Genomic DNA, 26,147 nt, shown 5'->3' with positions numbered 1-26,147 from the left:
ATGCTGAATATTTTTTGCACCGGAATTGGAGGATGAGGGAATGGAATTTATGGATGGAATCTGTAAGACTAGAGAATGTGCCTGGGACGTGCTTCTTTCTGAGAGCATGAAAGACCAGGAAGCGACAGTGGAAGGAGCAATACACAGCATCCGTAATATGGGTGATGTGGCATTTGTGATACTTCGAAAAAAAGAGGGACTTTTTCAGACCGTATATGAGAACGATAAGACAAATGTTTCCATTCATGATCTGAAAGAGGCAATGTGTGTCCGCCTCACAGGAACTCTTCATGAGGAAGAAAGAGCACCTCACGGAAGAGAGCTCCGTATCAGCCATGTGGAGATCCTTTCCTCGCCGGCAGAGCCCCTTCCCCTGGCAATCGACAAATGGAAACTGAACACTTCCCTGGAGGCAAAACTGAACTATCGTCCCATCGCTCTGCGTAACGTGCAGGAGCGTGCAAAATTTAAGATCCAGGAAGCACTGGTGCGTGCATTTCGTGATTATCTCTACGAAAAAGGATTTACCGAGATCCACACACCGAAGATCGGAGCCAGAGGTGCAGAGGGTGGCGCAAACCTGTTCAAACTGAGCTACTTCCACAAACCGGCTGTCCTGGCACAGAGCCCGCAGTTTTACAAACAGATGATGGTAGGTGTTTTTGACCGCGTATTTGAGACCGGTCCTGTATTCCGTGCAGAGAAACATAACACCAAACGTCATCTGAATGAATATACAAGCCTTGATTTTGAGATGGGCTACATCAACGGATTTGAGGATATCATGGAGATGGAAACCGGATTCCTTCAGTATGCGGTGGAGCTTCTGAAGAAAGACTACGCTCATGAACTTTCCATTCTGAAAGTGGAACTTCCGAAAGTAGACAAGATCCCGGCTGTACGTTTTGACAAAGCAAAAGAGCTGGTGGCTGAGAAATATAAACGTAAGATCCGCAACCCGTACGATCTGGAGCCGGAAGAAGAGGCGCTGATCGGAAGATATTTTAAAGAAGAATACGATGCGGATTTTGTTTTTGTCACACATTATCCGTCCAAGAAACGTCCGTTCTACGCAATGGATGATCCGGCAGATGAGAAATTTACATTAAGCTTTGACCTTCTGTTCAAAGGACTTGAGGTCACCACAGGCGGACAGCGTATCCATGATTATCAGATGCTGAAGGATAAGATCGCAGCCCGTGGTATGGATGAAGAGGGTATGGAACAGTATCTGGATACCTTCAAGCATGGAATGCCGCCTCACGGAGGACTTGGAATCGGACTGGAACGTCTTACCATGCAGATCCTGGGAGAGGAAAATGTTCGTGAGACCTGCCTGTTCCCACGTGATATGAACAGACTTGAGCCGTAATAAGGAGAAAAAAGATGGCAAAGATAATCGATGATGAAACAATGGAAAATGTCTGCATCCTGGCGAAGCTTTCTCTGACAGAGGACGAGAAGGAAAAGGCAAAAGAGGATATGCAGAAGATGCTGGACTATGTAGATAAGTTAGACGAACTTGACACTTCTTCCGTAGAGCCTATGTCCCATATTTTTGAGGATGAAAACGTATTCCGTGAAGACGTTGTGACAAACGGCGACAACCATGAGGCAATGCTTGCCAATGCGCCGAAGCAGAAAGAAGATCAGTATCAGGTTCCGAAAACAATTGGATAAGACAGGAGACAGGACATGGATTTGGGAAAATTAACCGCATTACAGCTTGCGGAAAAGATCAAACAGCATCAGATAAGCGTCCTGGACGGTGTGAAATACGTATTTGATCAGATCGAGGCAAAAGAGGACAAAGTCCACGCTTATCTTGATACCTATAAAAAAGAAGCCTATGCAAGAGCAAAAGAAGTACAGAAAGGCATTGAGGACGGAACTTATACCGGACCTCTTGCCGGTGTACCCATCGCTATCAAGGATAATATCTGCATCAAGGGAAAAACAACCACCTGTGCATCAAAGATCCTTGAAAACTTCGTTCCACAGTACAATGCAGAAGTCATTGACCGTCTGGAAGAAGCAGGACTTGTAATTATCGGAAAAACAAATATGGATGAGTTTGCCATGGGAAGTACTACAGAGACTTCTGCCTATGGCGTGACCAGAAACCCGTGGGATCTGGAACACGTTCCGGGAGGATCTTCCGGTGGTTCCTGTGCGGCAGTGGCAGCAGGGGAAACTTACCTGGCACTTGGTTCTGATACCGGCGGTTCTATCCGTCAGCCAAGTTCCTACTGTGGTGTTACCGGAATCAAGCCAACCTACGGTACCGTATCTCGTTACGGACTGGTTGCCTATGCATCCTCTCTGGACCAGATTGGACCGGTTGGAAAAGACGTTGCGGACTGTGCGGCACTTCTTGAGATCATTGCCGGTCACGATACAAAGGACAGCACTTCCATGAAGAGAGAGGATCTTGATTTCTCCTCTTCCATGACAGATAAGATCGTGGGAATGAAATTTGGTGTGCCCAAGGAGTATCTTTCCGAAGGTCTGAACCCTGAGGTAAAAGAGGCATTTATGAATACACTGAAAAGCCTTACCGAGATGGGTGCAGTGGTGGAATTTTTCTCCATGAAGACAACAGAATATATGATCCCTGCCTACTATATCATCGCCAGCGCAGAGGCCAGCTCCAACCTGGAACGTTTTGATGGCGTGAAGTACGGTTTCCGTGCAAAAGAGTACGAGGGGCTTCATGACATGTACAAAAAGACAAGAACCGAAGGCTTTGGCGAAGAGGTAAAACGTCGTATCATGCTGGGCTCCTTTGTGTTAAGCTCCGGCTATTACGATGCGTATTATCTGAAAGCGCTTCGCACAAAAGCCCTCATCAAAAAAGAATTCGACGAGGCCTTTTCCAAATATGATGTCCTTCTTGCTCCGGCATCTCCGTTTACCGCGCCGAAGCTTGGAGAGAGCCTGAAAGACCCGCTTGCCATGTATCTTGGCGATATTTACACGGTAGCAGTAAACCTGTGCGGACTTCCCGGAATCACAGTTCCATGTGGAAAAGACGCAGCCGGACTTCCCATCGGAATCCAGATGATCGGTGACTGCTTCAAAGAAAACAATCTGTTCCGTGCGGCACACGCATATGAGAAAAAACGCGGCGATTTCGGAACAGCAATGGAAGGGGGAGAAAAGGCATGAAACAGTATGAGACAGTCATAGGACTTGAGGTGCATGTGGAGCTTGCCACAAAAACAAAGATCTTCTGCGGATGCTCCACAGAGTTCGGAGGTGCACCAAATACACATACCTGCCCGGTCTGCACCGGTATGCCGGGATCTCTTCCGGTCCTCAATAAAAAAGTGGTAGAGTTTGCCATCAAGGCAGGTCTTGCGGCAAACTGCCATATCCATCAGTACTGCAAGTTTGACCGTAAGAACTATTTTTACCCGGATAATCCTCAGAACTACCAGATCTCTCAGCTGTATCTGCCAATCTGCTATGACGGAGCCGTTGAGATCGAGACTTCCGCAGGCAAAAAGACCGTACGTATCCACGAGATGCATATGGAGGAGGATGCAGGTAAGCTGATTCATGATGAGTGGGAAGACTGCTCCCTGGTTGACTACAACCGAAGCGGGGTGCCGCTTATCGAGATCGTATCCGAGCCGGATATGAGAAGCTCCGAGGAGGTTATCGCATATCTGGAAAAACTTCGTTGTACCATGCAGTATCTTGGAGTTTCTGACTGCAAACTTCAGGAAGGTTCTATGCGTGCCGATGTCAACCTTTCCGTCCGTGAGGTGGGAAGTGAGACCTTTGGAACAAGAACCGAGATGAAGAACCTGAACTCCTTTAAAGCTATTGCAAGGGCCATCGAGGGTGAGAGAGAGCGTCAGATCGAGCTCTTGGAGGAAGGCAGAGCTGTTGTTCAGGAGACAAGAAGATGGGACGATAACAAAGAATCCTCCCACGCTATGCGTTCCAAAGAGGATGCCAAGGATTACCGTTATTTCCCGGACCCGGATCTTCCGCCGATCCATATCTCCGATGCATGGATCGAGGAGCTGCGTGCTTTCATTCCGGAGCTGCGTGAAGCCAAGATGGAACGTTATCAGAAAGAGTACGAGCTTCCAGCTTACGATGCGGGAATCCTTACGGAATCCAGACATCTGGCAGGACTTTTTGAGGAGACAGCCGTTCTTCTGGGAAATCCGAAAAAAGCAGCCAACTGGTTTATGGTGGAAGTTCTCCGTCTGACAAAGGACAAAGGTCTTGATCCGGAGAAAGTAAACTTTACGCCGAAGCATCTGGCAGATCTTCTTTCCATGGTTGAGAAAAAAGAGGTCAGCGCCCAGAATGCCAAAAAAGTGTTTGAAAAAGTATTTGACGAGGATATTGATCCGGTTGTATATATAGAAGAGAATGGTCTTAAGATCGTAGAAGATACAGGTCTTCTCACCGAAACTGTGAAAAAGATCGTAGATGCCAATCCTGGACCGCTGGCTGAACTTCTGGGCGGCAAGGACAAGGTTATGGGATTTTTCGTAGGACAGCTGATGAGAGAGCTGAAAGGCAAGGTAAATCCTGACAGCGTCAGAAAAGCACTGGCAGAGGAAATTGAGAGAAGGAGATAAAAGCATTATGGTTACAGTAAATAAGAATTATTTAAAACTTCCGGGAAGCTATCTGTTTTCCAATATCGCGAAGAAGGTAAAAGCATACAAGGAGGCCAATCCGGAATTTAAGGATTCTGTGATCAGCCTTGGAATCGGTGATGTGACACAGCCACTTGCACCGGCGATTATTGATGCTCTTCATAAATCCGTAGATGAAATGGCTCATGCGGAAACTTTCCACGGATATGCACCGGATCTTGGATATGAGTTCTTAAGAAGTGCCATTGCAAAGAATGATTATCAGTCCAGAGGATGCGACATCAGCGCAGATGAGATCTTTGTTTCCGACGGAGCAAAGAGTGATTCTGGAAATATTCAGGAGATCTTCGGACTGGATAACAAGGTTGCAGTCTGCGATCCGGTTTACCCGGTATATGTAGATACCAACGTTATGGCAGGACGTACTGGCGAGTACAATAAAGAGCGTGAGAATTTTGACGGCGTGATCTACATGCCGTGCAAAGAGGAGAATGGTTTTCTTCCGGAAATCCCGGCAGATGAAGTTCCGGATCTGATCTATCTCTGCTTCCCGAACAACCCTACCGGTGGTGCCATCACAAAGACAGCTCTTCAGGAGTGGGTTGACTACGCCAACAAAAACGGCTGCGTGATCATCTATGATGCAGCATATGAAGCATATATTTCCGAGGAGGATGTTCCACACAGTATTTATGAGTGCGAGGGTGCAAGAACCTGCGCCATTGAGCTTAGAAGTTTTTCCAAGAATGCAGGCTTCACAGGCGTTCGTCTTGGATTTACCGTTGTTCCGAAGGAACTGGTACGTGATGGAGTAGAGCTCCACAGCCTCTGGGCACGTCGTCACGGAACCAAGTTCAATGGTGCTCCGTATATCGTGCAGAGAGCAGGCGAGGCTGTTTACTCTCCGGAGGGAAAAGCACAGCTGAAAGAACAGATCGCTTACTACATGCGTAATGCAAAGACAATCCTCGACGGACTTTCCGCAGCAGGATTTTCCGTATCCGGTGGAAAAAATGCGCCATACATCTGGCTGAAAACACCAGATCAGATGACTTCCTGGGAGTTCTTCGACTATCTCCTTGAGAAAGCACACATCGTAGGAACACCAGGTTCAGGCTTTGGTGCACATGGTGAGGGATACTTCCGTCTGACTGCATTCGGAAGCTATGAGAATACACTGGAAGCAATTGAGAGAATTAAAAATCTGTAATACAGGTGTAAATTGCGAGGCAGGTCTTTGTAAAAGGTCTGCTTCGTTTTCGTTTATAAGAATTTTTTTGAGCAAATTCAGGAAATTGGCAATGAGGATTGCGAAAATTTATCATATCGTTTATAATTGTACAGGAAGTGAAACGCAGAACACAAAGAGGCTGTGTTTATGAAATTCACAAATTTACGCAATCACGAAAGGGGATTTTATCATGGGTATCAGAAGAGTAGAAAATATGTGCGGCGGTAAAGGCCATGTGATCATCAAAGACATTCTTGAGGGAGACGAGCTGAAAGGAAAATGCGGACTTTACGCACAGGTTACTATCGAGAAGGGATGTTCCCTTGGATACCATGAGCATCATGGAGAGACAGAAACCTACTATATCTTAAGCGGTGAAGGCGAGTATGATGATAACGGTGTGAAACGTCCGGTAAAGGCCGGTGATATCACCATTACACCAGACGGAAAAGGTCATGGCCTTGCAAATACAGGAGAGACAGATCTTGTATTTATGGCACTGATCATTTTTGACTGATCATAAAACAAAAACAGAATAACAGGACAGAAAGGGCCGTACTGCATGATTATGCGGATGGCTCTTTTTGAATGAAAAGTTTAAATTGTATAAATAAAAAATATTTTTTGATTTTTTTAGAAAAAAGTGTTGACATAGGAAGGATGCTTTGCTATACTATCACTTGTCGCGAGGGAGAAGATAAAGAATCCCGAAGAAATGCGATATGCGGAAGTGTCGGAACTGGCAGACGAGCAAGACTAAGGATCTTGTGAGCATTGCGCTCGTGTGGGTTCAAGTCCCATCTTCCGCATTTTTTATTTTGTGAGGACTGTGAGAGATCATGGTTCTTTTTTTGTAAATAAAAGCAAGTGTAAAAAAGCTGAATCACAAAACCGGAAGATAAAGGAACCGGTTTGTGATTCAGCTTTTTTGTTAATGGATATTGTTTATTTTACTTTGACAGAAGAAGTTTTGCTCCAGGTGGAGTAGTAATTCTTTTTGCTGACCGTTTTGTATGTGCGGATACGGATGTAGTATTTTTTGCCACCGGACAATTTCTTCAGCACGGTAGATTTGGAACTGCTTTTGGCGGTAATTGTTTTGGCGCTTTTGAAGCTGCTTGAAGTGCTGTACTGAATCTGATAAGCGGTAACAGATTTTACCGGTTTCCAGGATATATTTGCCTGGCCTTTTGCAGTGGACTTCAGAGAAACACTGCTGACAGTCAGTGGACGTACTGTGATCAGGATCTTTGCAGATGCAGCTTTATAATTTACGCCCTGTGCAGCCTGAATGGTAACAGTGGCCTGTCCGGGGCTTACCGGAATGATACTGGTACCGGAAATTTTTACGATCTTGCTGTTGGAAGACTTGCAGGTGATCTTCCCGTCCGTCTTCTTGCTCTTGATGACCGCGGTTTTGCTGCTGCTCTGAGTCAGGGTAAGTGCTGTGGCTTTTGCTGTGAGTACGGCTTTTGCGCGGGCAATCTGGAAACTGGCAGTTTTTGTTCCTGTGTAACTGCCTTTTCCAGTGATCACGACGGAAGCAGTACCGGCATTTATGTTATTACGGTAGGAAACTGTGTAATCTGTGCCGGGAACCAGTTCTTTTCCGGAAGAAGTTACTGTGATCTTCGGCTTTTTTTCTGTACCGCTGTAGGTAAAGGATGAACTGGAAAGCTGAATCTCACATTTACTGAGATCTCTGGCAGTGATCTGGAAAGATTTTGTTACAGTACCGGAATAATTACCTTTTCCTGTGATGGTGACGGAAGCAGTACCGATGTTGGTGTTGTTATCATAAGAAACGGTGTAGTCAGTTCCTTTTTTTAACTGCTTTTTATTGACAGTTACTGTGACGTCCGGTTTCTTTTCGGTTCCATCGTAAGTAAATGAGGAAGCGGAAAGAGCAAGTTCGGCTTTCTCCAGGCTGGCGGCACTGATAGTGAAATTTTTCGTAACAGAACCGGAATAGTTACCTTTTCCTGTGACGGTAACCGTGGCAGAACCTGCGTTGGTATTGTTTACGAAGGAAACCGTATAATCGCTGTTGGCAGTCAGCTGTCTGTTTCCGGTTTTTACAGTAACGGATGGCTTTTTCTCAGTGCCGTCATAGGTGAAGGAATCGGCAGAAAGATCTACGCTGGATCTGCTCAGGTCAGCAGGCTGGATCTGGAAAGCTTTTTCAACAGAACCGGAGAATCTACCTTTTCCTGTGATGGTAACTGTAGCGGAACCTGCGTTGGTGTTGGCATGATAATACAAGGTGTAATCCTGCCCCTGTGTTAAAGTATTGCCGTTACATGTTACAGTGACGGCCGGTTTTTTCTCAGTGCCGTCAAAAACCAGCGATTCATTGGAAACGGTAATATCGCAGTTGCTGATCCGGCCATAGGTGATAGAAAAGGATGTTGTAAAATATCCGTAATAATTTCCGATGCCGCTGATACCGGCACGTGCATTTCCCAGAGTTGTATTATTTTGATATTCTACAGTGAAATCCCTGCCTTCAACCAAATCAACACCATTTTTAGAGATGGTTACTTTCGGTTCCTGAGGCTTACCGTCGTAGATACAGGAAGAAGGAGTAAGGGTACAGGTGGTGCCGTTTGAGTAGATAGGGGCTTTGTCAATGGTGAATTCCTTTGTTACACTGCCGGCGTATTTTCCGATTCCTGTGAAGGTCATGGTAAAAGTACCGGCGTTAACAGTATCTCCGCTGGTTGTAATGGTATAGTCAACGTCTTTTTGGAGAGTAAGGCCGGAACGGTATATGGTTATAGTCGGTGTTTTGTCTGTTCCGTTATAAGATCCGATATAGCCGCGGGAAATGGTGAATACATCCTCGCTTAACAGGTCTACATATAATTCAGAGGTAAATACAGCATCCGGATTATATTTGGACTGAACGGTAAGTGTGATCTTGCCTGACTTTTTGGGGGTGAGGACTGCAGTTTGATTGGAAGTCTGGTTTACAGAAATAACACTTTCATCTGAGCTGGAAATAATGCAGTCATATAGAAAGTCAGAATCACTGCCGAAATCATTAGGAAACCAGCTGGAAGCGGTGATCCTATAACTAAGTTCCTTAGTCAGAAATTCGCTCTTTTTCATAGCGGAGAAACTGGAATTGGAAGGAGCAATGCTTGCAGTGACCTGTGAGGGAACAACAGCTTTGGAAGAAGTACCGCAGACACGGCAGGTCTTGTAAACCTGATAGTTCTCAATGGTTGTGCCGTAAACATATTTATGTCCGTTTTCCACTCGCGTTGCATGGTTGGAAGAGAGATCCGACAGATTGATCTCATAAAAAGTATTATGGCTGTCTTTCCATGCGTACCAGATCAGTTTTCCGTTTATAACAGAAGGTGCACAGTCGGAAAGATTTCCGGCCATTTTGTATGTAGAGCCAGCCTGCTGGCCGGTTCCGTCAATGGCAGTATAATAAACATAACCCTGACTGGACCAGAGAAGCACGAAGCTGTTGCTGCCGGTTTTTACAAGATGCGGTGTAGCGGCGCTGTCAGAAGTGCCTGCATAGTCGGAAAAATACCGCACAACAGGTGTTCCTCCGGATTTTGAAACAGAGGAGACAAATACATTTCTGGAATGATTGTCAGCATCATAATTGCCTGCGACCAGATAGGAACTGTCGGAATATTCAAAACCGCCAAGGGATGCGCCGGTATAGTTGTTGCCGGATGATCCGGGGAAAGTCATAAGGTCAAATTCCTTGCAGGCATAGGAACTGGAACTCCAGGAATATTGCGGGACAAAAGATCCGCTGCTGATATCCGTGGGATACTGAAGAACCGTAATAGCACGGGGATAAGCATCACCGTGATCACAGCCCAGAAGAGTTCCGTTATCGATCTGGATGAACTGGTTAAAGGAATGGCTGACATATCCGAACTCAGAATTCTGGATTCCTGTAAGCTGATCCACAACAGACATGGTGGAGGTATCTACAGAAAAAGTTACGTTAGCCTGATGCCCTCCGTACATTTCATGGCAGGTGCGGATAAAAAGATAATTTCCGTAAGAAGCCATACGTGCGGAACCTGCGTCAAAGGGATAGGTGGTATTTGCACCGAAAAGGCTGCAGGAACCTTGGGATTTCCAGTCTTTGGAGTATTTGCTCACCCGGTAAACTTCTTTCGTATTATCTTTTTCGGTGTTGTTTGCGCCGGTAAGGATATAATAGTTGTCGTTGGTTTCGTAGAAAGCGCCGAATACAGGCAGTGGAAGATCGAGAGTCATCGTTTTCTTAAAGTTGTATCCGGAATCATAGTATTCAATCAGAAGCTTACCGTCAAGGGCACCACTTTGAACCCGCATGAGAGATCCGTCTGGGCTTGTTGTAAGATAGGATTCGACAGGAGAAGACCAGACACTGTAGTTCTGGTTTTCAAGGTTGCTTCCTTTATAAATGGTGCAGGTTGTATTTAATGAGTTCGATACCGGAATATCTGCTTCGATGACGGAACTGCTTTTTGCCATCTGGGCTTCTACGGAACCGTCCAGAATACCGGCTTGTACCCCACCTTCTTCTCCGGATGAAAAATCGTCTGTTCCATCGGAATCGGAAAAAGTCTCTTCTTCATTTCCGGCATTAAATTCCTCTTCCAAAGAAGAAGCATCGGAAGCGTCTGATGTGCTGCCGCTATTAGAATCTTTCGGTGATTGCAAAAGATCCTCAGAGGATTCCTCCTGTGTATCGATGCCGGTGGAATCGGCAGGATCAGAGTTTTCTTCGGAAGAGAGATCTTCGGAGATCTCAGAAGAAGGTTCTGCTTCCACGTTGTCATCCGCAGAAAAAGCGTCTGAATAAAAATCAGCTGCATTTACCGGAGCAGAAGTGCCCAGTATACATTGCAGAAAGAAAAATGGATAGTAGTTGTGCTTTTTTGTTTTTCATAGGTACCTCCTTTTTATATGGTTTTACATATAAACCTGGCAATATTTTACTACAAAAAAAGAAAAAATGGTCAATTATTGTTGAAAAAAGAAGAAAAAGAGACAGAATCATAAGTTGAGAAAAAAATAAAAAAAAGTGTTGACATATAGGAACCACTTTGTTATACTATCACTTGTCGCGAGGGAGAAAATAAAAAATCCCAAGGAAATGCGGTCATGCGGAAGTGTCGGAACTGGCAGACGAGCAAGACTAAGGATCTTGTGAGCATTGCGCTCGTGTGGGTTCAAGTCCCATCTTCCGCATTGGAAATTTCCATGAAATGCGATATGCGGAAGTGTCGGAACTGGCAGACGAGCAAGACTAAGGATCTTGTGAGCATTGCGCTCGTGTGGGTTCAAGTCCCATCTTCCGCATGACTTTAAGGCAGAGCTGTGAATCGCAGCTCTGTTTTTGGCTATATGAAAGTAAATCGAGGAGCGGTTTGCATATTTGTTCTCGTTTCATATACAATATGAGAATTTTGGACACCTTCAGGTTGGAACAGACGATAAAACCAATATTTTTTGAATTTTTTTTTCAGAAAAGAGGAATTTGCGGTTTTGTGTAGAATATAATTAACAGAGGGTATTTTATCGCCGCTGTTTGTCAGACTGTGGAGGAAGTGCTTATGAACATCAGAGAGAATATGGAACAGAGAGAACGGGAACTGTTAAGTCCCTATGCGTCTCACAGCGCAGATACCAGAGGCAGAGACCGGCCGGAAGAGGAATGCGATGTGCGTACCGCATATCAGCGGGACAGGGACAGGATCCTTCACTGCAAGGCTTTTCGCCGCATGAAAGATAAGACGCAGGTGTTTCTGGCACCGCAGGGAGATCATTACCGTACCAGGTTGACGCATACACTGGAGGTATCACAGATTGCCCGTACCATTGCCAAGGCACTCCGGCTTAATGAAGATCTGGTGGAGGCCATTGCGCTGGGCCATGATCTGGGGCACACGCCCTTTGGACATGCCGGGGAAAGAGCGCTGGATCAGATACATCCTGGAGGTTTTGCCCACTATAAACAGAGCGTCCGGGTTGTGGAAGTACTGGAGAAGAACGGGAACGGACTGAATCTTACCTGGGAAGTCCGTAACGGGATCATGAATCACCGTACCAGTGGAAATCCTTCTACTCTGGAAGGCCAGGTTGTGCGTTTTTCTGACAAGATCGCCTATATCCATCACGATATGGACGATGCTCAGCGTGCGGGAATCATCACAGAAGATGACATTCCTGTTACAATGAGAACTTTTCTCGGATATACCACGAGAGAACGGCTGAATACTTTCGTACATAATATTATAGAGAACAGTATGGATAAAGACAGCATCTCCATGTCGCCTGATGTTTTTGAGGCGATGATGGAACTTCGGGCCCTGATGTTCCGGAATGTCTATGAGAATCCGGTTGCCAAGAAGGAAGAAGACAAAGCCATCAAGATGCTGAGTGAACTATACGAATATTATACAGATCACCCGGAGGCAATGTCCAGGGAATACAGAGAACTGGTGGAATACCGGGGAGTACCCAAGGAACAGGCAGTCTGTGATTACATTTCAGGAATGACAGATCAGTACTCCATGGAGAAATTCAGGGAGATCTACATACCGAAGTCCTGGGAGGTCTATTAAATGGAAAAGAGGGATAAACATGCGTTATTCAGATGACATCATAGAAGAAGTCCGAATGAAAAATGACATTGTAGACGTGATATCCCAGTATGTGAAACTGACACGGAAGGGAAGTTCCTATTTCGGACTGTGTCCCTTCCATAATGAGAAAACTCCTTCTTTTTCCGTGACGCCATCCAAGCAGATGTATTACTGCTTTGGCTGCGGGGCAGGAGGAAACGTATACAATTTTATCATGGAATATGAGAATTATTCTTTTGGTGAGGCTTTGTCACATCTGGCTGACCGGGCAGGAGTAGAGCTTCCGAAGATCGAATATTCCAGGGAAGCAAGAGAAAAAGCAGAACAGAGAGCGGCGCTTCTTGAAATCAACAAGCTGGCAGCTCAGTATTTTTACTATCAGCTCCGGCGAGAAGGAGGAAAAACTGCCTACGGCTATCTGACAGGCAGAGGTCTTTCGGAGGAAACCATCCGGAAATTCGGCCTTGGATATTCGGACAAGTACAGCGATGACCTGTACAAATATCTCAAGGGAAAAGGCTACAGTGATGAACTTCTCCGGGAATCCGGGCTGTTTAATGTGGATGAGCGGCGGGGAATGTATGACAAGTTCTGGAACCGTGTGATCTTCCCGATCATGGATGTAAATAACCGGGTCATTGGTTTTGGCGGCCGTGTCATGGGAGATGGCAAGCCCAAGTATCTGAATTCACCGGAGACGAAGATTTTTGACAAGAGCAGGAATCTCTACGGACTGAATGTGGCCAGGACCACCAGGAAGAATTACCTGATCCTCTGTGAGGGATATATGGATGTGATCGCCATGCATCAGGCAGGCTTTACCAATGCAGTGGCATCTCTTGGAACCGCTCTGACATCCGGACATGGAAGTCTTGTGAAACGTTACACCAAGGAAGTCCTGCTTCTTTACGACAGTGACGGCGCAGGCATCCGTGCGGCTCTCCGTGCGATCCCGATCCTTCGGGAGGCAGGGGTTACGTCCAGGGTGGTAAGCCTGAAGCCATGGAAGGATCCGGACGAGTTTATCAAGAATGAGGGCGCGGAGGCTTTTGAAGAGCGTCTGAACCAGGCGATGGACAGTTTTATGTTCCGTGTGCATATTGCAGAGCAGGAATTTGCGATGGATGCACCTCAGGGACAGAATCAGTTTTTTGAGCGGTGCGCCGAAATGCTGCTGGAACTTTCCGACGAACTGGAAAGGAATCTTTATATAGAAGCAATTGTGAAGGAATATGGCCGCTATGGAGTGGGCACGGAAGATATCCGGAAAAGGGTCAACACACTGGCTCTGAAAGGAACGCCTGCAGAGAAGCGGATCCAGCCGAAATCCGGGACTCCGGAAACAAAGAAAAAGAATCCGCCGCAGATAAGGCCCAGAAGCTGATGCTTACCTGGCTTGTGAATTATCCGGGGATCTTTGAACAGGTGGAGAAATATATTTCACCGTCAGATTTTGTGGTGCCGCTGTATAAAGAGGTGGCCCAGATGCTGTTTGACCAGCATAAAGAAGGAGAGACCAATCCGGGAAAACTTCTCAATGCATTTACAGATAGCGAGGAACAGAGAGAAGTGGCATCACTTTTTAATGCCACCATTCATCTGGAAAACGAAGGAGAACAGCAGAGAGCCTTTTCTGATACGCTGCTGCGGATCAAGGAAGAGAGCCTCAAAGAAAAAAACCGTACCTGGGACCCGTCAGACATGGCAGGGCTTCAGGAACTGATAAAAGCAAAAAAAGAACTGGAAGACCTTGGAAGAAAGAGGCAGCAACTGCATATTTCTTTCAATTAAGGATAAAATATAAACACTATATGGAGGTATAGAGCACCTATGGAAATGAATATGGCAAAATTCAGCGAGAAACTTGTAGAGCTTCTTGAACTTGCGAAAAAGAAAAAGAATGTGCTGGAATATCAGGAGATCAGCGACTTCTTCAAGGACTCTCCACTGGAAGTAGATCAGATGGAGAAAGTCTTTGACTTCCTGGAGGCCAGCGGTGTGGACGTTCTCCGTATCACAGACAACAGCGGTGACGAACTCCTCCTTGATAACGATATGGATATGGAAGGCCTGGATGATGAAGAAGAGGTAGAACTTGACAAGATCGACCTCTCCGTGCCGGAAGGTGTCAGCATCGAGGATCCGGTCCGTATGTACCTGAAAGAAATCGGTAAAGTCAGCCTGTTGAGTGCAGACGAGGAGATCGAGCTTGCAAAAAGAATGGAAAAAGGTGATGAAGCTGCCAAGAAGCGTCTGGCAGAAGCGAACCTCCGTCTTGTTGTCAGCATCGCCAAGCGTTATGTGGGACGTGGAATGCTGTTCCTTGATCTGATCCAGGAAGGTAACCTTGGTCTTATCAAGGCAGTTGAGAAATTTGATTACAGAAAGGGCTACAAGTTCAGTACCTATGCAACCTGGTGGATCCGTCAGGCCATCACAAGAGCCATTGCGGACCAGGCACGTACCATCCGTATCCCGGTGCATATGGTTGAGACGATCAACAAGCTGATCCGTGTTTCCCGTCAGCTGCTTCAGGAGCTTGGACGTGAACCTACGCCGGAAGAGATCGCTGAGGAGATGGACATGCCGGTAGACCGTGTACGTGAGATCCTTAAGATCTCCCAGGAGCCGGTATCTCTGGAAACTCCGATCGGTGAGGAGGAAGACAGCCATCTTGGCGATTTCATCCAGGATGATAATGTTCCGGTACCTGCAGATGCAGCTGCGTTTACACTTCTGAAAGAGCAACTGGTAGAGGTTTTGAGCACTCTTACTGACCGTGAGCAGAAAGTTCTTCGCCTCCGTTTCGGTCTGGACGACGGACGTGCCAGAACTCTGGAGGAAGTTGGTAAAGAGTTTAACGTTACAAGAGAGCGTATCCGTCAGATCGAAGCGAAAGCTCTGCGTAAACTGCGTCATCCCAGCCGCAGCCGCAAGCTGAAGGATTACCTTGACTGATAAAAATATATCCGTACAGCTTTCCATGCGTCTTTGTGCCATTGCCGGTATGGTAACAAAAGGAAACCGGCTGGCAGACGTAGGATGTGACCATGGCTATCTGTCCATCTATCTTGTTGAGGAAAGAATAGTTCCGTCAGCTATTGCCATGGATGTACGTCCGGGACCGCTTTCAAGAGCTAGGGAGAATATTTCCCGCTATGGTCTTGAAGATTACATAGAGACCCGTTTAAGTGATGGGCTTACGAAGCTTGAGCCGGGGGAAGGTGATACCCTGGTGATTGCGGGAATGGGCGGTCCTCTGATGGAAAGGATATTAAATGAGGGAGCGAAGGTCCGGGAGGGGTTTCAGGAACTGATCCTGCAGCCTCAGTCGGACCTTCCTCATTTCCGGCATTTTCTCTCTGAGATCGGCTGGGAGATCGTAAGAGAGGAAATGATAAAAGAAGACGGAAAGTTTTATCCAATGATGAAAGCGGTGCGAAGAGAATCCGGAGAACAGTTTGCCTATACAGAGGAAGAAGCCTGGTTTGGGCCACTTCTTCTGAAAAAGTGCCATCCGGTTCTGAGGGAATATCTTCTCAGGGAGGAATCCATCCGTAAGAAGATACTGGCCGGTCTTTCCGGGGCAGAGTCTGCTTCCGCAAAAAGCCGTCTGGCAGAAGTAAAGGAGGAAATGGAGCTGATTCATACAGCTCTGAAACGATATGAAAGCATATGAACTGATTAACTGGCTGAATATCCGCCATCCGCAGAAATTTGCGGAGGAATGGGACAATGTAGGACTTCTGGTGGGAGATGATCAGAAAGAAATCTCCCATGTATTCCTTGCACTGGATCTTACAGAACCAGTGCTGGATGAGGCAGTGGCGGCCGGCGCGGACATGATCCTTACCCATCATCCCATGATCTTTTCCGGGATCAAGAAGATCAACAATCATACCTTTACCGGAAGGAAGATCTTACGTCTGATCCGGGAGGATATCCCGTACTTTGCCATGCATACCAATTATGATGTGATCGGTATGGCAGATTTAAGCGCAGATTATCTGAAACTTCAGGATACAAAGGTGCTTACAGTTACCGATGAGTCCGGGGAGCAGCCGGAGGGATTCGGCCGCGTGGGAAAACTTCCCCGTGCCATGACTCTTGGCGAGTTTGGAAAATATGTAAAAGAATGCAATTGCCTTCCAGATGTGCGGGTTTACGGCGATCTGGATCAGAGGATCGAGACTGTGGCAATCTGTACAGGAAGCGGAAAGAGCATGATCCGTGATGTGATGGCAGCCGGTGCGGATGTGTATGTGACCGGAGATATTGATTATCATACTGCCATTGATACCATGGCGGATGGACTGGCGATCGTAGATGCGGGACATTATGGCACGGAGTATATTTTTGCGGAAGCCATGGAGAGGGAACTGAATGAAGCGTTCCCGGATCTTAAGACGACCTGCGCCAGTGTGAAAAATCCATATATTGTTTTATAAGTATAAGCCTGTGGAGGTGAGTGTTATGGAACAGACGATGATAAAAGTGACCATAAACGGAGAAACAAGGGAATACCCCAAGATGACCCCATATTCCGAGATTGTAAAGGATTATGAGGGAGAAACAGAGTATCCGGTGATTCTTGTAACTGAGAACGGAAAACTCCGAGAACTTCACAAGAAGCTGCGGCATGACTGTACCCTGGGATTTATAACCACAAAGGACAGTGCCGGCCGTAAAACCTACCGGCGAAGTGCGATCTTTATCCTTCTGAAAGCAATTTTTGATGTGGCCGGAAAGGAAAATGTGGATCATGTGGTAATCCATTATTCTCTGGGAAATGGTCTTTATTTTACCATGAAAGGCAGTGCAACCCTGGATCAGGAGCTTCTTGACCAGGTGAAAGTGCGGATGCGGGAGCTGGTAGATCAGAAAATTCCGATCTACAAACGCAGTGTCAGCACGGATGATGCCATTTCCATGTTTCACAGGCATCATATGTATGACAAAGAAAAACTGTTCCGTTACCGCCGTGTTTCCAGGGTAAATATTTACAGTCTGGAGAATTTTGAGGATTATTTTTACGGTTTTATGGCACCGGATACCAGTTATGTGCAGTATTTTGACCTGCAGCTTTATGACGAAGGTTTTGTACTGATCCTTCCGCGTCAGAAAACACCGGATGTTCTGGAGGATTTTGAGCCGCAGGATAAGATCTTTCATGTGCAGAAGGAATCGGAAGAATGGGGCGACAAGCTGGATGTTGCCACTGTGGGGGACCTCAATGACCGGATCACCAGAGAGGGTGTTCAGAGCCTGATGCTGATCCAGGAGGCGATTCACGAGGCGAAGATTTCTTCCATTGCCGAGGAGATCCAGAGAAGAGGAAATGTGAAGTTTGTAATGATCGCAGGTCCTTCTTCTTCAGGAAAGACCAGTTTTTCCCACAGGTTGTCCATTCAGCTTGCAGCTCATGGCCTGAAGCCTCACCCCATCGGTGTGGATAATTATTTCGTGAACCGGGAGCATACCCCGCTTGATGAATTCGGGGAAAAGAATTTTGAGTGCCTGGAAGCCATTGATATCAAGCAGTTTAATGAGGATATGCTGAATCTTCTTGCTGGAAAGAAAGTGGATCTTCCTACTTTTAATTTTAAGACCGGATACAGGGAATACCGGGGAGATCAACTTCAGCTTGGAAAAGATGATATCCTGGTGATCGAGGGAATCCACGGGCTTAATGACAAACTGAGCTATGCCCTTCCAAAAGAGAGCAAGTTTAAGATTTATATCAGTGCTCTGACACAGCTGAATATTGATGAACATAACCGGATCCCGACTACAGATGGCAGGCTGATCCGCCGGATTGTCCGTGATGCGCGTACACGAGGAACTTCTGCAAAGGATACCATTGCAAGATGGCCGTCTGTACGGCGTGGTGAGGAGCAGAATATTTTTCCATTCCAGGAGGAGGCGGATGTGATGTTTAATTCCGCTCTTGTGTATGAGCTTGCCTGCCTGAAGGTTTATGCGGAGCCACTGCTTTTTGGAATTGATAAGAGTGAGCCGGAGTATCAGGAGGCGAAGAGGCTTCTGAAGTTCCTGGATTATTTTGTGCCGGTGCCCTGTGAGGGGGTTCCGTTTAACTCGCTTCTGAGGGAGTTTATCGGTGGCAGCTGTTTTAATGTATAATAAATAAAGATATGTGTAGATAGAAGGCTCTGTGCAGTGCAGATATCGGTTGGCGCAAAGATGGGATTGTTCTGATTTTCTCTGTGCGTAGGATCTGTGGTGTATGGAGTCTTTTGGGTGTGGATCAAAAAAAGTTAAAGTTCTTTGCGGCGTATAGATGTCGGCTAGAGTTTACAGGACTTAAAGGAAAGGGAAAATGATCATGAGAGAGAAAGTGCAACTGACAAAATTGGCTCCAAACTGTGGCTGTGCGGCAAAAGTGGGACCGGGAACCCTGGCAGGGGTTCTTGGCGGACTGCCGAAGTTCTGCGATCCGGATCTTCTGGTGGGGACGGATACTTCGGATGATGCGGCGGTTTACCGGGTGTCCTCTGATCTGGCGCTGATTCAGACACTGGATTTTTTTACGCCTGTGGCGGATGATCCTTATGATTTCGGTCAGATCGCGGCGGCGAATGCGTTGAGTGATGTGTATGCCATGGGTGGAACTCCGAAGACGGCTTTGAATATTGTGGCGTTTCCCAAAGATATGGATGTGGAGATCCTGGGGGAGATTTTGCGTGGTGGTGCGGATAAGGTGATGGAGGCTGGCGCGGTTCTTGCCGGTGGCCATACGATCCAGGATGATACGCCGAAGTATGGGCTTAGTGTGACGGGTTTTGTGGATCCGAGGAAGTTTTGGAAGAATTTTGGGGCGCAGACGGGGGATAAGCTGATTTTGACGAAGCCGCTGGGTGCGGGGATCGTGAATACGGCGATCAAGGCAGATCTGGTGACGGAAGGTGCCCGTAGGGCGGTGTTGGATTCCATGAAGAGGTTGAACCGGGATGCCTGTGAGATTTTGAAAGAGTTTGAGGTTCATGCCTGTACGGATGTGACGGGGTTTGGTCTTGGAGGGCATGCCACGGAGATGGCTGTGGCCAGTGAGCGGACGATCGTGATTGATACGGAGAAGTTGCCGGTGCTTCCGGATGTGGAGAAGTTTGCTTCTATGGGCCTGATCCCGGGTGGGGCTTACCGGAATCGGGAGTTTGCTGAAAAAACTGGTGTGAAAAGCCAGGCGGTGCTCTGGAGGGAGGATGTGGTGTTTGATCCGCAGACTTCCGGGGGACTGTCGGCGGCGGTGCCGGAGAGAGAGGCAGAGGAGATTATGAAAAGAATGGGTGAGGCTGGATTGGAGGCTGGAATGATCGGTGAGGTTGTGGATAGACGGGAGTGGACGTTGGAGATTTGGTAGGAAGCCGGACGCCAGAGGGAGCTGACATTTCCAGTTGGTAGGAAAAAACATAAATACGTGGCAGGGGACGGAAGCAGACGGTGTCCTGTCCTGGAATTGTGAAAGTGTGGCTGTGTCGGCACAGCTTTTCAGCATAAATGCCGAAGAATTTAGGAGCTAGCTCGGCATAGCGTTCCACTCTGAATTCTGTAGCATACAGACAAAAGTCAGCAACTATACACTTACCGCATTGAAATGCGCTCCGCGCAGCCATCCGCCCACATGGCAATGTAAAAAAAATCAAACTTTACAAGTTTGCGTACCTGTGCTAAAATATCAGATGCGCAGCCAGGCCAGGTGATCGCGGCTGGACAGACGAAAGGGTTCAGACGAGGAAAGTCCGGGCTTCACAGGGCAGGATGCCGGATAACGTCCGGTGGAGGTAACTCCCAGACCAGTGCAACAGAAATAAACCGCCTCCTTTGCGGGGTAAGGGTGGAAAGGCAGTGTAAGAGACTACCGCCGCTGTGGTAACAGAGCGGGCACATGTAAACTCCATTCGAAGCAAGACCGAGAAGAAAGCCATACGGCGGCCCGTCGTGCTTTCAGGTAGGTCGCTGGAGCCTTCTGGCAACGGAAGGCCTAGATAGATGATCACTCAACGACATAACCCGGCTTATCGGTCTGACTGTGTATAATAAATAAGCATATAATAAAAGCAACTGTATTTTGCGGCCAGTTTATAGACCCGCGAAATAGCAGTTGCTTTTTTGGTAAAGAACGTCAGAAACTTTATACTTTCATAGTTTGTTTTTTTCAGTTTCAGAATCACATCCAAAGGCAAACCTGTAGTTTCAGCAATAGAAGCATCACTGAGTTTCCCTATCAGATTTCTGGCAATCTCAAGCTGCTTTTTCTGGGAACCATTATTGAAACCGTCATTAAAACCATCATTAAACAGCATCTGACCCAAACGTGTCATACGAATTCCCTCCTTAACATGTTCAAAATCATCATTTTCAAGAAACTTATCTGCCATGGTATAGATCATTGCCTCGATTTTCTGAAGATCTTCCGATGAAATATCTTTTGTATTTTCAGTCAGAGAAAATGCCTGAAGAAATCGTTCTTTTTGGGAAAGCTGCCCGTCCATCAGAGGAATCAGAGTCAGTGGAACGAGATCAGCTTTTGTAAGAATGTCTCCAGAAGAAGCTTTCTCTTTCAGCGTTTTGATCAGGTCATCTGCACTGTGATCCTTCATTATGATCGGAATAACATGATAAGTGTTTATTCCTTCGGTAAATGAAGTGACCGGATTTTGTATATTTCCCGAATAAAGAACGTATGTGGTGACAGCTTCATAGGAACGAAAACGTTTCAAACTGGGAATTCCCTCATTCTTGCTCTGGAACTCAAAATGCTTCCATGTACCATCTTCCATAATAAGATTGATATCTTCATAGAATTTCTTAAGATTGAGGACAATGGACTCTGTAGGAGCAGAAGATATAACCTTCCCATCAATACCAAGATAAGGAAGCAACTCCTTAGCAAAGAACTGAGCGGCAGTTTTTAAAACCGCATCCTCATGCTGAACTACAGTTGCAGAACCGATTTTATCATTTGTAATCATTTCTTTCTGTGCCATAAAAAATCCTTTCTGCAAAAAGACACAAGAAAGAAATTGTCTGATTACAATATAACAGAAAAAATAAAAACATCCGTATATAATAGCCAAAAAACAGCGCCCGGTCCCCGGTTCGATATTCAGGCCTTTGCAGAAGCCGTAGTATTCCTAGGCTCCGAAACAGCCGAATATCGAACCGGGGACCGGACGCGTCCGTTCGTTAATATAGTTACTATTTATTATTTATTCCGTTTACCGCTATACTTCTCTTCGCAATACTTACACCGGTAAACTTCCTTTTCCTCATCAGCAAGAACAAAAATCTGATCCAGTCCCTGCTCGATGGAAGTGATGCAACGAGGATTCTTGCATTTGATCACATTCACAACCTGTTTCGGAAGCTTCAGCTCTTTCTTGGCAACGATCTTCTCGTCTTTGATAATATTTACCGTAATATTATGATCGATAAAACCAAGGATATCCAGATCCAGATCTTCGATCGGGCATTCAACCTTGATGATATCTTTTTTGCCCATTTTCTGGCTGCGGGCATTCTTGATAATGGCAACGGTACAGTCCAGTTTATCCAGTTTCAGGTCATGATAAATTGTCATAGCCTTGCCGGCTTTGATATGATCCAGAACATAACCTTCACGAAGAGCACCTACGTTTAACATGGCAGTTCCACCTCCAGTAAAGTAAGAATCAGGGCCATACGTACATAAACACCGTACTGGACCTGTTTGAAATAAGCGGCACGCGGATCAGAATCCACTTCAACAGAGATCTCATTGACACGCGGAAGCGGATGAAGAATATACATATCCTTCGGCGCAAGCTCCAGTTTCTGTTTGTCCAGAACATAGAAATCTTTCATGCGGACATAATCCTCTTCATTGAAGAAACGCTCCTTCTGAACACGGGTCATGTACAGGATATCAAGACTCGGAAGAGCATCCTCCAGACGTTCCTCTTCAACAAATTCCACATTGTTACGTTTCAGAACATCCTCACGGATATAACTTGGAATACGAAGTTCCTCCGGAGAAATCAGGACAAATTTTACGTTTTCATAACGGACCAGAGCCTCGATCAGAGAATGGACAGTACGTCCGAATTTCAGATCGCCGCAGAGACCGATCGTGATATTGTCAAGTCTGCCTTTCAGGGAACGGATAGTTAAAAGATCAGTTAATGTCTGAGTAGGATGCTGGTGGCCGCCGTCGCCGGCATTGATCACCGGGATATTGGATGCCATAGAAGCTACAAGCGGAGCACCTTCTTTCGGGTGACGCATAGCACAGATATCTGCATAGCAGGAAACAACGCGAATAGTATCGGCAACACTCTCGCCCTTGGAAGCGGAGCTGGAATCAGCGGAAGAAAAACCAAGAGCCTTTCCTCCAAGATTCATCATGGCTGCCTCGAAACTTAAACGTGTACGTGTACTTGGTTCGTAAAACAGTGTCGCAAGCCTTTTGTCATCACAGGTATGCGCGTACTTTTTGGGATTTTTCCCGATGTCATCGGCGAGATTCAGAAGCTTCTCGAGCTCTTCAACCGAGAAATCCAACGGACTCATTAAATGTCTCATGTTGTACCTCCAATTATTTACTGGAAATCAGATTCCTTCCAATTATCATATAATATAACTGTGAGATTTTCAAGAGACTTTCCGAGGATTTTGTCGAAGAAGCCACTCAAAAAAGAGACCGGTGAGAAACCATAAGGGTGCATAGTCCAGCCGGATCACCCCTTTATACTGGAGCGGAACGTGAGAATAGTCCCAGGGACAGATATGAAGCTTCTGAAAAAAAGATCCGATTAAAAATTCCACGAAAAAAATCCCGCAGCTGTAAAAAATCCCCCGTACCATAACCGGAAAACCTTTAAGTTTACAGTAAGCCGGCCGGATCAGGGCTGCAAGACCGTAAACCGGGAACATCAGAAGAGAGGTTTTGCCCATCATGGTAAAGTTTCCGGTGAAAAGAGAATGAAGACCGGTCCAGAAAATTTCCAGACACCAGCCTGTAAAACCACAAAGAAAAAAATCCTTCTTTTGCATCTTAAAGCTCCTTCTCATCAGCAAAAAAACTTCTCTTTTCGAAAGCAGAAAATGGGAAGTTTAACTTTATATATATTTAACGTGGAAAAGCATCTTTAATAGTCTCCCCTGCCTTGAAAAAAATATACACGTGGGTTATAATGAACGAAATTATTTATATTTTCAACACATGCGGAAGGAGAAAAACAGACGATGAATTATGAAGAAAGTCGTGCCTACATCAGAACCGCAGAACTGAAAAAAGGGATCGTTCTGGGACTGGAAAATATGAGGGAGCTGATGAGGCGGCTTGGAAATCCCCAGGATGAACTGAAGTACGTTCACGTAGCGGGAACCAACGGAAAAGGGTCTGTGATCGCATATCTGTATTCCGCTTTATCAGGTGCAGGCTATCGTGTGGGAAGATATATTTCCCCGGCTGTCTATTCCTACAGAGAGAGGATGGAAGTAAACGGAGAGCCTGTCAGCAGAGAGAAATTTGCAGCATATGTGACAAGGATCGCGGAAGTGATCGATGAGATCGTAAAAGAAGGCAAACCGCATCCGTCAGTATTTGAAATTGAAACAGCAGCCGCATTTCTTTATTTTCAGGATGAGAAATGCGATCTTGTATTAATGGAAGTTGGTATGGGCGGCGATCTGGATGCCACCAATATTATCCGTACCACAGTTCTTTCCATTCTGGTATCTATCAGTATGGATCATACGGCATTTCTTGGAAATACCCTGGGCGAGATAGCAGAAAAAAAGGCCGGCATCATTAAACCGGACAGCCATATGGTGACGGTAAAACAGCAGCCGGAAGCAGAAACGGTCATACGAAGAGTATGCGAAGAACAGAATGTACCATACGAAGTAGCAGACCGGGACTGTGCAAAAGTACTGGAAGCATCCATAACCGGCCAGACGTTTCTTTATAAAGATGAGAAGTACACGATATCCCTGGCAGGAGCCTACCAGAAAGAAAATGCGGTGGCAGCGCTTCGGGCACTGGAGATCCTGAATGAGCAGGGATACCCAACCACACTGGAGCAGAGACAGGATGGGCTGAAACGTACCACCTGGCCGGGAAGATTCGCACTTCTTGGAACAGAGCCGGATTTTGTGGTTGACGGAGCTCATAACCCGGCTGCGGCAGACATGCTGGCTGCATCCATTGAGCGGTATTTTAAGGGAAAAAGGATCATCTACATCATGGGAATGTTCCGCGACAAAGATTACCGCAAAGTCATCCAGAAAACAGAAAAATATGCAGATACCATCCTCACCATTGCGGCACCGGATAATCCCAGAGCACTGACTCCCCAGGAGCTGGCAGATGCAGTGCGGGAGTTCCATTCCGATGTAAGGGCTTTTGATAATATCGAATCTGCAGTGGCAGAAGCCTATCATCTGGCAGGAAAAGAGGATGTGATCATTGCTTTTGGTTCCCTGGCATTCCTTGGGGATCTTACAGAAATTATCAGGAAACATAACGGAGGAAATTAATGACTGATTTGGAAAGATACAGAGACGAGATCGATGAGATTGACAGCGAGATCGTACGTCTCTTTGAAAAACGAATGAAGGTGAGTGAGGAAGTCGCTAAATATAAAATAAAAACAGGCAAACAGGTACTGGATCCGGCACGTGAGAGCCAGAAGATCCATACCCTGAAAGAAAAAGCTCACGGAGATTTTAACAGCCTTGGCGTGCAGGAGCTTTTCCGCCAGATCATGGCCATCAGCCGTAAGAGACAGTATCAGCTGCTTACAGAACATGGGATTTACGGAGAGCGTAATTTTACAACTGTAAAGCATGTTCCCCTTGAAAATGCAACCGTTGTATTCCAGGGAGTCGAGGGAGCCTACAGCTATGCAGCCATGCGCCAGTACTTTGGGAAAAATATCGAAAGCTATCACGTAAAAACCTGGCGTACAGCCATGGAGGATGTAACCCACGGAAAAGCAGACTATGCGGTACTTCCCATCGAGAATTCCACCGCAGGTATCGTGGCTGATATCTACGACCTTCTCATGGAATACAAACTTTATATCGTAGGTGAGCAGATCATCCGTGTGGATCATGTGCTTCTTGGAATGCCGGATGCAACGGTGGAAGATATCAGGGAAGTCTGCTCCCATCCACAGGGACTTGCTCAGTGCAAAGCCTTTCTGGAAGAGTACCCGTCCTGGAAAAAGAAAGAAGTGGAAAACACCGCAGGCGCAGCCAAAAAGGTCAGCGAAGTGGGAGATAAAGGTGTGGCAGCCATCGCAAGCCGTGAGGCAGGCGAGGTATTCGGCCTTAAGGTCCTTGCGGAAAACATCTGCCGGGAAAAAGCAAACTCCACACGCTTCATCATTGTAAGCCGGAAGCCGGAGTACGAGGAAAAAGCCGGAAAGATCAGCATCTGTTTTGAGCTGCCTCATGAAAGCGGAACCCTTTACAACATGGCTTTCCCACATTATCTACAACGGGCTGAACATGACTAAGATCGAATCCCGTCCCATCCCGGGAAAATCCTGGGAATACCGTTTCTTCGTGGACTTTACAGGAAAACTTGGTGAAAGCGCTGTGGAAAATGCGTTAAGAGGAATTGAGGCGGAGGCGAATGTTCTCCGTGTTCTTGGAAATTATTAAGATACAGAG

At 46.4% G+C, this 26,147-nt stretch carries 17 protein-coding genes, 3 tRNA genes, 1 other RNA gene and 2 pseudogenes; 19 read left to right on the top strand and 4 right to left on the bottom strand.

Annotation, left to right across the window (positions count from 1 at the left end; genetic code table 11):
• Positions 1 to 40 precede the first annotated feature (40 nt).
• From aspS to AC04Q6_RS16230, 7 genes are all read left to right on the top strand, one after another.
• Positions 41 to 1,372 (top strand): aspartate--tRNA(Asn) ligase, encoded by a 1,332-nt coding sequence (gene aspS / locus AC04Q6_RS16260; RefSeq protein WP_021977858.1) that lies wholly within the window; start codon positions 41 to 43, stop codon positions 1,370 to 1,372.
• 14 nt (positions 1,373 to 1,386) lie between these two features.
• A complete protein-coding gene (gene gatC / locus AC04Q6_RS16255; protein ID WP_021977857.1) occupies positions 1,387 to 1,680 on the top strand; it encodes an Asp-tRNA(Asn)/Glu-tRNA(Gln) amidotransferase subunit GatC in 294 nt (97 codons plus the stop codon).
• A 15-nt stretch (positions 1,681 to 1,695) separates the two neighbouring features.
• Positions 1,696 to 3,168, top strand: a complete 1,473-nt coding sequence (gene gatA, locus AC04Q6_RS16250) for an Asp-tRNA(Asn)/Glu-tRNA(Gln) amidotransferase subunit GatA (protein ID WP_118071130.1) — start codon at positions 1,696 to 1,698, stop codon at positions 3,166 to 3,168.
• A complete protein-coding gene (gatB, locus tag AC04Q6_RS16245) occupies positions 3,165 to 4,604 on the top strand; it encodes an Asp-tRNA(Asn)/Glu-tRNA(Gln) amidotransferase subunit GatB (protein WP_118071131.1) in 1,440 nt (479 codons plus the stop codon). Before gatA ends, gatB begins: the two co-directional genes overlap by 4 nt.
• A 7-nt stretch (positions 4,605 to 4,611) precedes the next feature.
• Complete coding sequence (locus AC04Q6_RS16240) at positions 4,612 to 5,835, top strand: LL-diaminopimelate aminotransferase (protein ID WP_118071132.1); 1,224 nt, start codon at positions 4,612 to 4,614, stop codon at positions 5,833 to 5,835.
• Between the two features lie 211 nt (positions 5,836 to 6,046).
• Entirely contained in the window at positions 6,047 to 6,373 is a 327-nt protein-coding gene (locus AC04Q6_RS16235; protein ID WP_021977941.1) for a cupin domain-containing protein, read from the top strand.
• Positions 6,374 to 6,580: 207 nt separating this feature from the next.
• Positions 6,581 to 6,665, top strand: a tRNA-Leu gene (locus AC04Q6_RS16230).
• A gap of 136 nt (positions 6,666 to 6,801) precedes the next feature.
• Here the strand turns inward: AC04Q6_RS16230 and AC04Q6_RS16225 are convergent.
• Complete coding sequence (locus AC04Q6_RS16225; RefSeq protein ID WP_476389776.1) at positions 6,802 to 10,653, bottom strand: fibronectin type III domain-containing protein; 3,852 nt, start codon at positions 10,651 to 10,653, stop codon at positions 6,802 to 6,804.
• A 335-nt stretch (positions 10,654 to 10,988) separates the two neighbouring features.
• On the opposite strand from AC04Q6_RS16225, the gene AC04Q6_RS16220 reads away from it, so the two are divergent.
• The 10 genes and pseudogenes from AC04Q6_RS16220 (at position 10,989) to rnpB (ending at position 20,522) form a co-directional block, all read left to right on the top strand.
• Positions 10,989 to 11,073 (top strand) — tRNA-Leu (locus AC04Q6_RS16220).
• Between the two features lie 26 nt (positions 11,074 to 11,099).
• Positions 11,100 to 11,184: transfer RNA gene (locus tag AC04Q6_RS16215), tRNA-Leu, on the top strand.
• Between the two features lie 254 nt (positions 11,185 to 11,438).
• Complete coding sequence (locus AC04Q6_RS16210) at positions 11,439 to 12,449, top strand: deoxyguanosinetriphosphate triphosphohydrolase (protein ID WP_021977939.1); 1,011 nt, start codon at positions 11,439 to 11,441, stop codon at positions 12,447 to 12,449.
• Positions 12,450 to 12,468: 19 nt separating this feature from the next.
• Positions 12,469 to 14,261 (top strand): annotated as a pseudogene (gene dnaG, locus AC04Q6_RS16205) (DNA primase).
• A gap of 39 nt (positions 14,262 to 14,300) precedes the next feature.
• Complete coding sequence (rpoD, locus tag AC04Q6_RS16200; protein ID WP_021977937.1) at positions 14,301 to 15,428, top strand: RNA polymerase sigma factor RpoD; 1,128 nt, start codon at positions 14,301 to 14,303, stop codon at positions 15,426 to 15,428.
• On the top strand, positions 15,421 to 16,149 hold the full coding sequence (locus AC04Q6_RS16195; protein ID WP_021977936.1) for a tRNA (adenine(22)-N(1))-methyltransferase: 729 nt from the start codon (positions 15,421 to 15,423) through the stop codon (positions 16,147 to 16,149). Before rpoD ends, AC04Q6_RS16195 begins: the two co-directional genes overlap by 8 nt.
• Positions 16,136 to 16,918, top strand: a complete 783-nt coding sequence (locus tag AC04Q6_RS16190; protein WP_021977935.1) for a Nif3-like dinuclear metal center hexameric protein — start codon at positions 16,136 to 16,138, stop codon at positions 16,916 to 16,918. Before AC04Q6_RS16195 ends, AC04Q6_RS16190 begins: the two co-directional genes overlap by 14 nt.
• Before the next feature lie 25 nt (positions 16,919 to 16,943).
• Positions 16,944 to 18,611 carry a nucleoside kinase gene (locus AC04Q6_RS16185; protein WP_021977934.1) on the top strand — a complete coding sequence of 556 codons (1,668 nt, stop codon included), beginning with the start codon at positions 16,944 to 16,946 and terminating at the stop codon, positions 18,609 to 18,611.
• A 202-nt stretch (positions 18,612 to 18,813) separates the two neighbouring features.
• Entirely contained in the window at positions 18,814 to 19,848 is a 1,035-nt protein-coding gene (selD, locus tag AC04Q6_RS16180; protein ID WP_476389775.1) for a selenide, water dikinase SelD, read from the top strand.
• Positions 19,849 to 20,172: 324 nt separating this feature from the next.
• Positions 20,173 to 20,522: RNase P RNA component class A (rnpB, locus tag AC04Q6_RS16175), an RNA gene on the top strand.
• 1,171 nt (positions 20,523 to 21,693) lie between these two features.
• Here rnpB and AC04Q6_RS16170 read toward each other — a convergent pair.
• From AC04Q6_RS16170 to AC04Q6_RS16160, 3 genes are all read right to left on the bottom strand, one after another.
• Positions 21,694 to 22,131: an aspartate carbamoyltransferase regulatory subunit gene (locus AC04Q6_RS16170; RefSeq protein WP_021977931.1), complete on the bottom strand. Its 438-nt coding sequence runs from the start codon at positions 22,129 to 22,131 to the stop codon at positions 21,694 to 21,696.
• On the bottom strand, positions 22,125 to 23,048 hold the full coding sequence (gene pyrB / locus AC04Q6_RS16165; protein ID WP_021977930.1) for an aspartate carbamoyltransferase: 924 nt from the start codon (positions 23,046 to 23,048) through the stop codon (positions 22,125 to 22,127). Before pyrB ends, AC04Q6_RS16170 begins: the two co-directional genes overlap by 7 nt.
• 69 nt (positions 23,049 to 23,117) lie before the next feature.
• A complete protein-coding gene (locus tag AC04Q6_RS16160) occupies positions 23,118 to 23,519 on the bottom strand; it encodes a putative ABC transporter permease (protein ID WP_021977929.1) in 402 nt (133 codons plus the stop codon).
• 192 nt (positions 23,520 to 23,711) lie between these two features.
• Between AC04Q6_RS16160 and AC04Q6_RS16155 the strand changes: the two genes are divergently transcribed.
• Both AC04Q6_RS16155 and pheA read left to right on the top strand, forming a co-directional pair.
• Positions 23,712 to 25,007 carry a bifunctional folylpolyglutamate synthase/dihydrofolate synthase gene (locus tag AC04Q6_RS16155; RefSeq protein ID WP_118071135.1) on the top strand — a complete coding sequence of 432 codons (1,296 nt, stop codon included), beginning with the start codon at positions 23,712 to 23,714 and terminating at the stop codon, positions 25,005 to 25,007.
• Positions 25,007 to 26,138: pseudogene (gene pheA, locus AC04Q6_RS16150) on the top strand (prephenate dehydratase). The gene AC04Q6_RS16155 and the pseudogene pheA overlap by 1 nt, the downstream one beginning before the upstream one ends.
• Positions 26,139 to 26,147 lie beyond the last annotated feature (9 nt).

The organism is Blautia sp. HA9023 (genome assembly GCF_056504095.1).
Note: the sequence above shows the minus strand (reverse complement) of the source record. Positions and strands in the feature narration are given on the sequence as shown.

Excerpts from the sequence above, each read along its gene's own strand:
- AC04Q6_RS16210 (WP_021977939.1), top strand. The coding sequence starts at position 11,439 with ATGAACATCAGAGAGAATATGGAACAGAGAGAACGGGAACTGTTAAGT.
- gatA (WP_118071130.1), top strand. The coding sequence starts at position 1,696 with ATGGATTTGGGAAAATTAACCGCATTACAGCTTGCGGAAAAGATCAAA.
- AC04Q6_RS16235 (WP_021977941.1), top strand. The coding sequence starts at position 6,047 with ATGGGTATCAGAAGAGTAGAAAATATGTGCGGCGGTAAAGGCCATGTG.
- AC04Q6_RS16170 (WP_021977931.1), bottom strand. The coding sequence starts at position 22,131 with ATGTTAAACGTAGGTGCTCTTCGTGAAGGTTATGTTCTGGATCATATC.
- AC04Q6_RS16155 (WP_118071135.1), top strand. The coding sequence starts at position 23,712 with ATGAATTATGAAGAAAGTCGTGCCTACATCAGAACCGCAGAACTGAAA.
- gatC (WP_021977857.1), top strand. The coding sequence starts at position 1,387 with ATGGCAAAGATAATCGATGATGAAACAATGGAAAATGTCTGCATCCTG.
- pyrB (WP_021977930.1), bottom strand. The coding sequence starts at position 23,048 with ATGAGACATTTAATGAGTCCGTTGGATTTCTCGGTTGAAGAGCTCGAG.
- gatB (WP_118071131.1), top strand. The coding sequence starts at position 3,165 with ATGAAACAGTATGAGACAGTCATAGGACTTGAGGTGCATGTGGAGCTT.
- AC04Q6_RS16240 (WP_118071132.1), top strand. The coding sequence starts at position 4,612 with ATGGTTACAGTAAATAAGAATTATTTAAAACTTCCGGGAAGCTATCTG.
- AC04Q6_RS16190 (WP_021977935.1), top strand. The coding sequence starts at position 16,136 with ATGAAAGCATATGAACTGATTAACTGGCTGAATATCCGCCATCCGCAG.
- AC04Q6_RS16185 (WP_021977934.1), top strand. The coding sequence starts at position 16,944 with ATGGAACAGACGATGATAAAAGTGACCATAAACGGAGAAACAAGGGAA.
- rpoD (WP_021977937.1), top strand. The coding sequence starts at position 14,301 with ATGGAAATGAATATGGCAAAATTCAGCGAGAAACTTGTAGAGCTTCTT.
- selD (WP_476389775.1), top strand. The coding sequence starts at position 18,814 with ATGAGAGAGAAAGTGCAACTGACAAAATTGGCTCCAAACTGTGGCTGT.
- aspS (WP_021977858.1), top strand. The coding sequence starts at position 41 with ATGGAATTTATGGATGGAATCTGTAAGACTAGAGAATGTGCCTGGGAC.
- AC04Q6_RS16160 (WP_021977929.1), bottom strand. The coding sequence starts at position 23,519 with ATGCAAAAGAAGGATTTTTTTCTTTGTGGTTTTACAGGCTGGTGTCTG.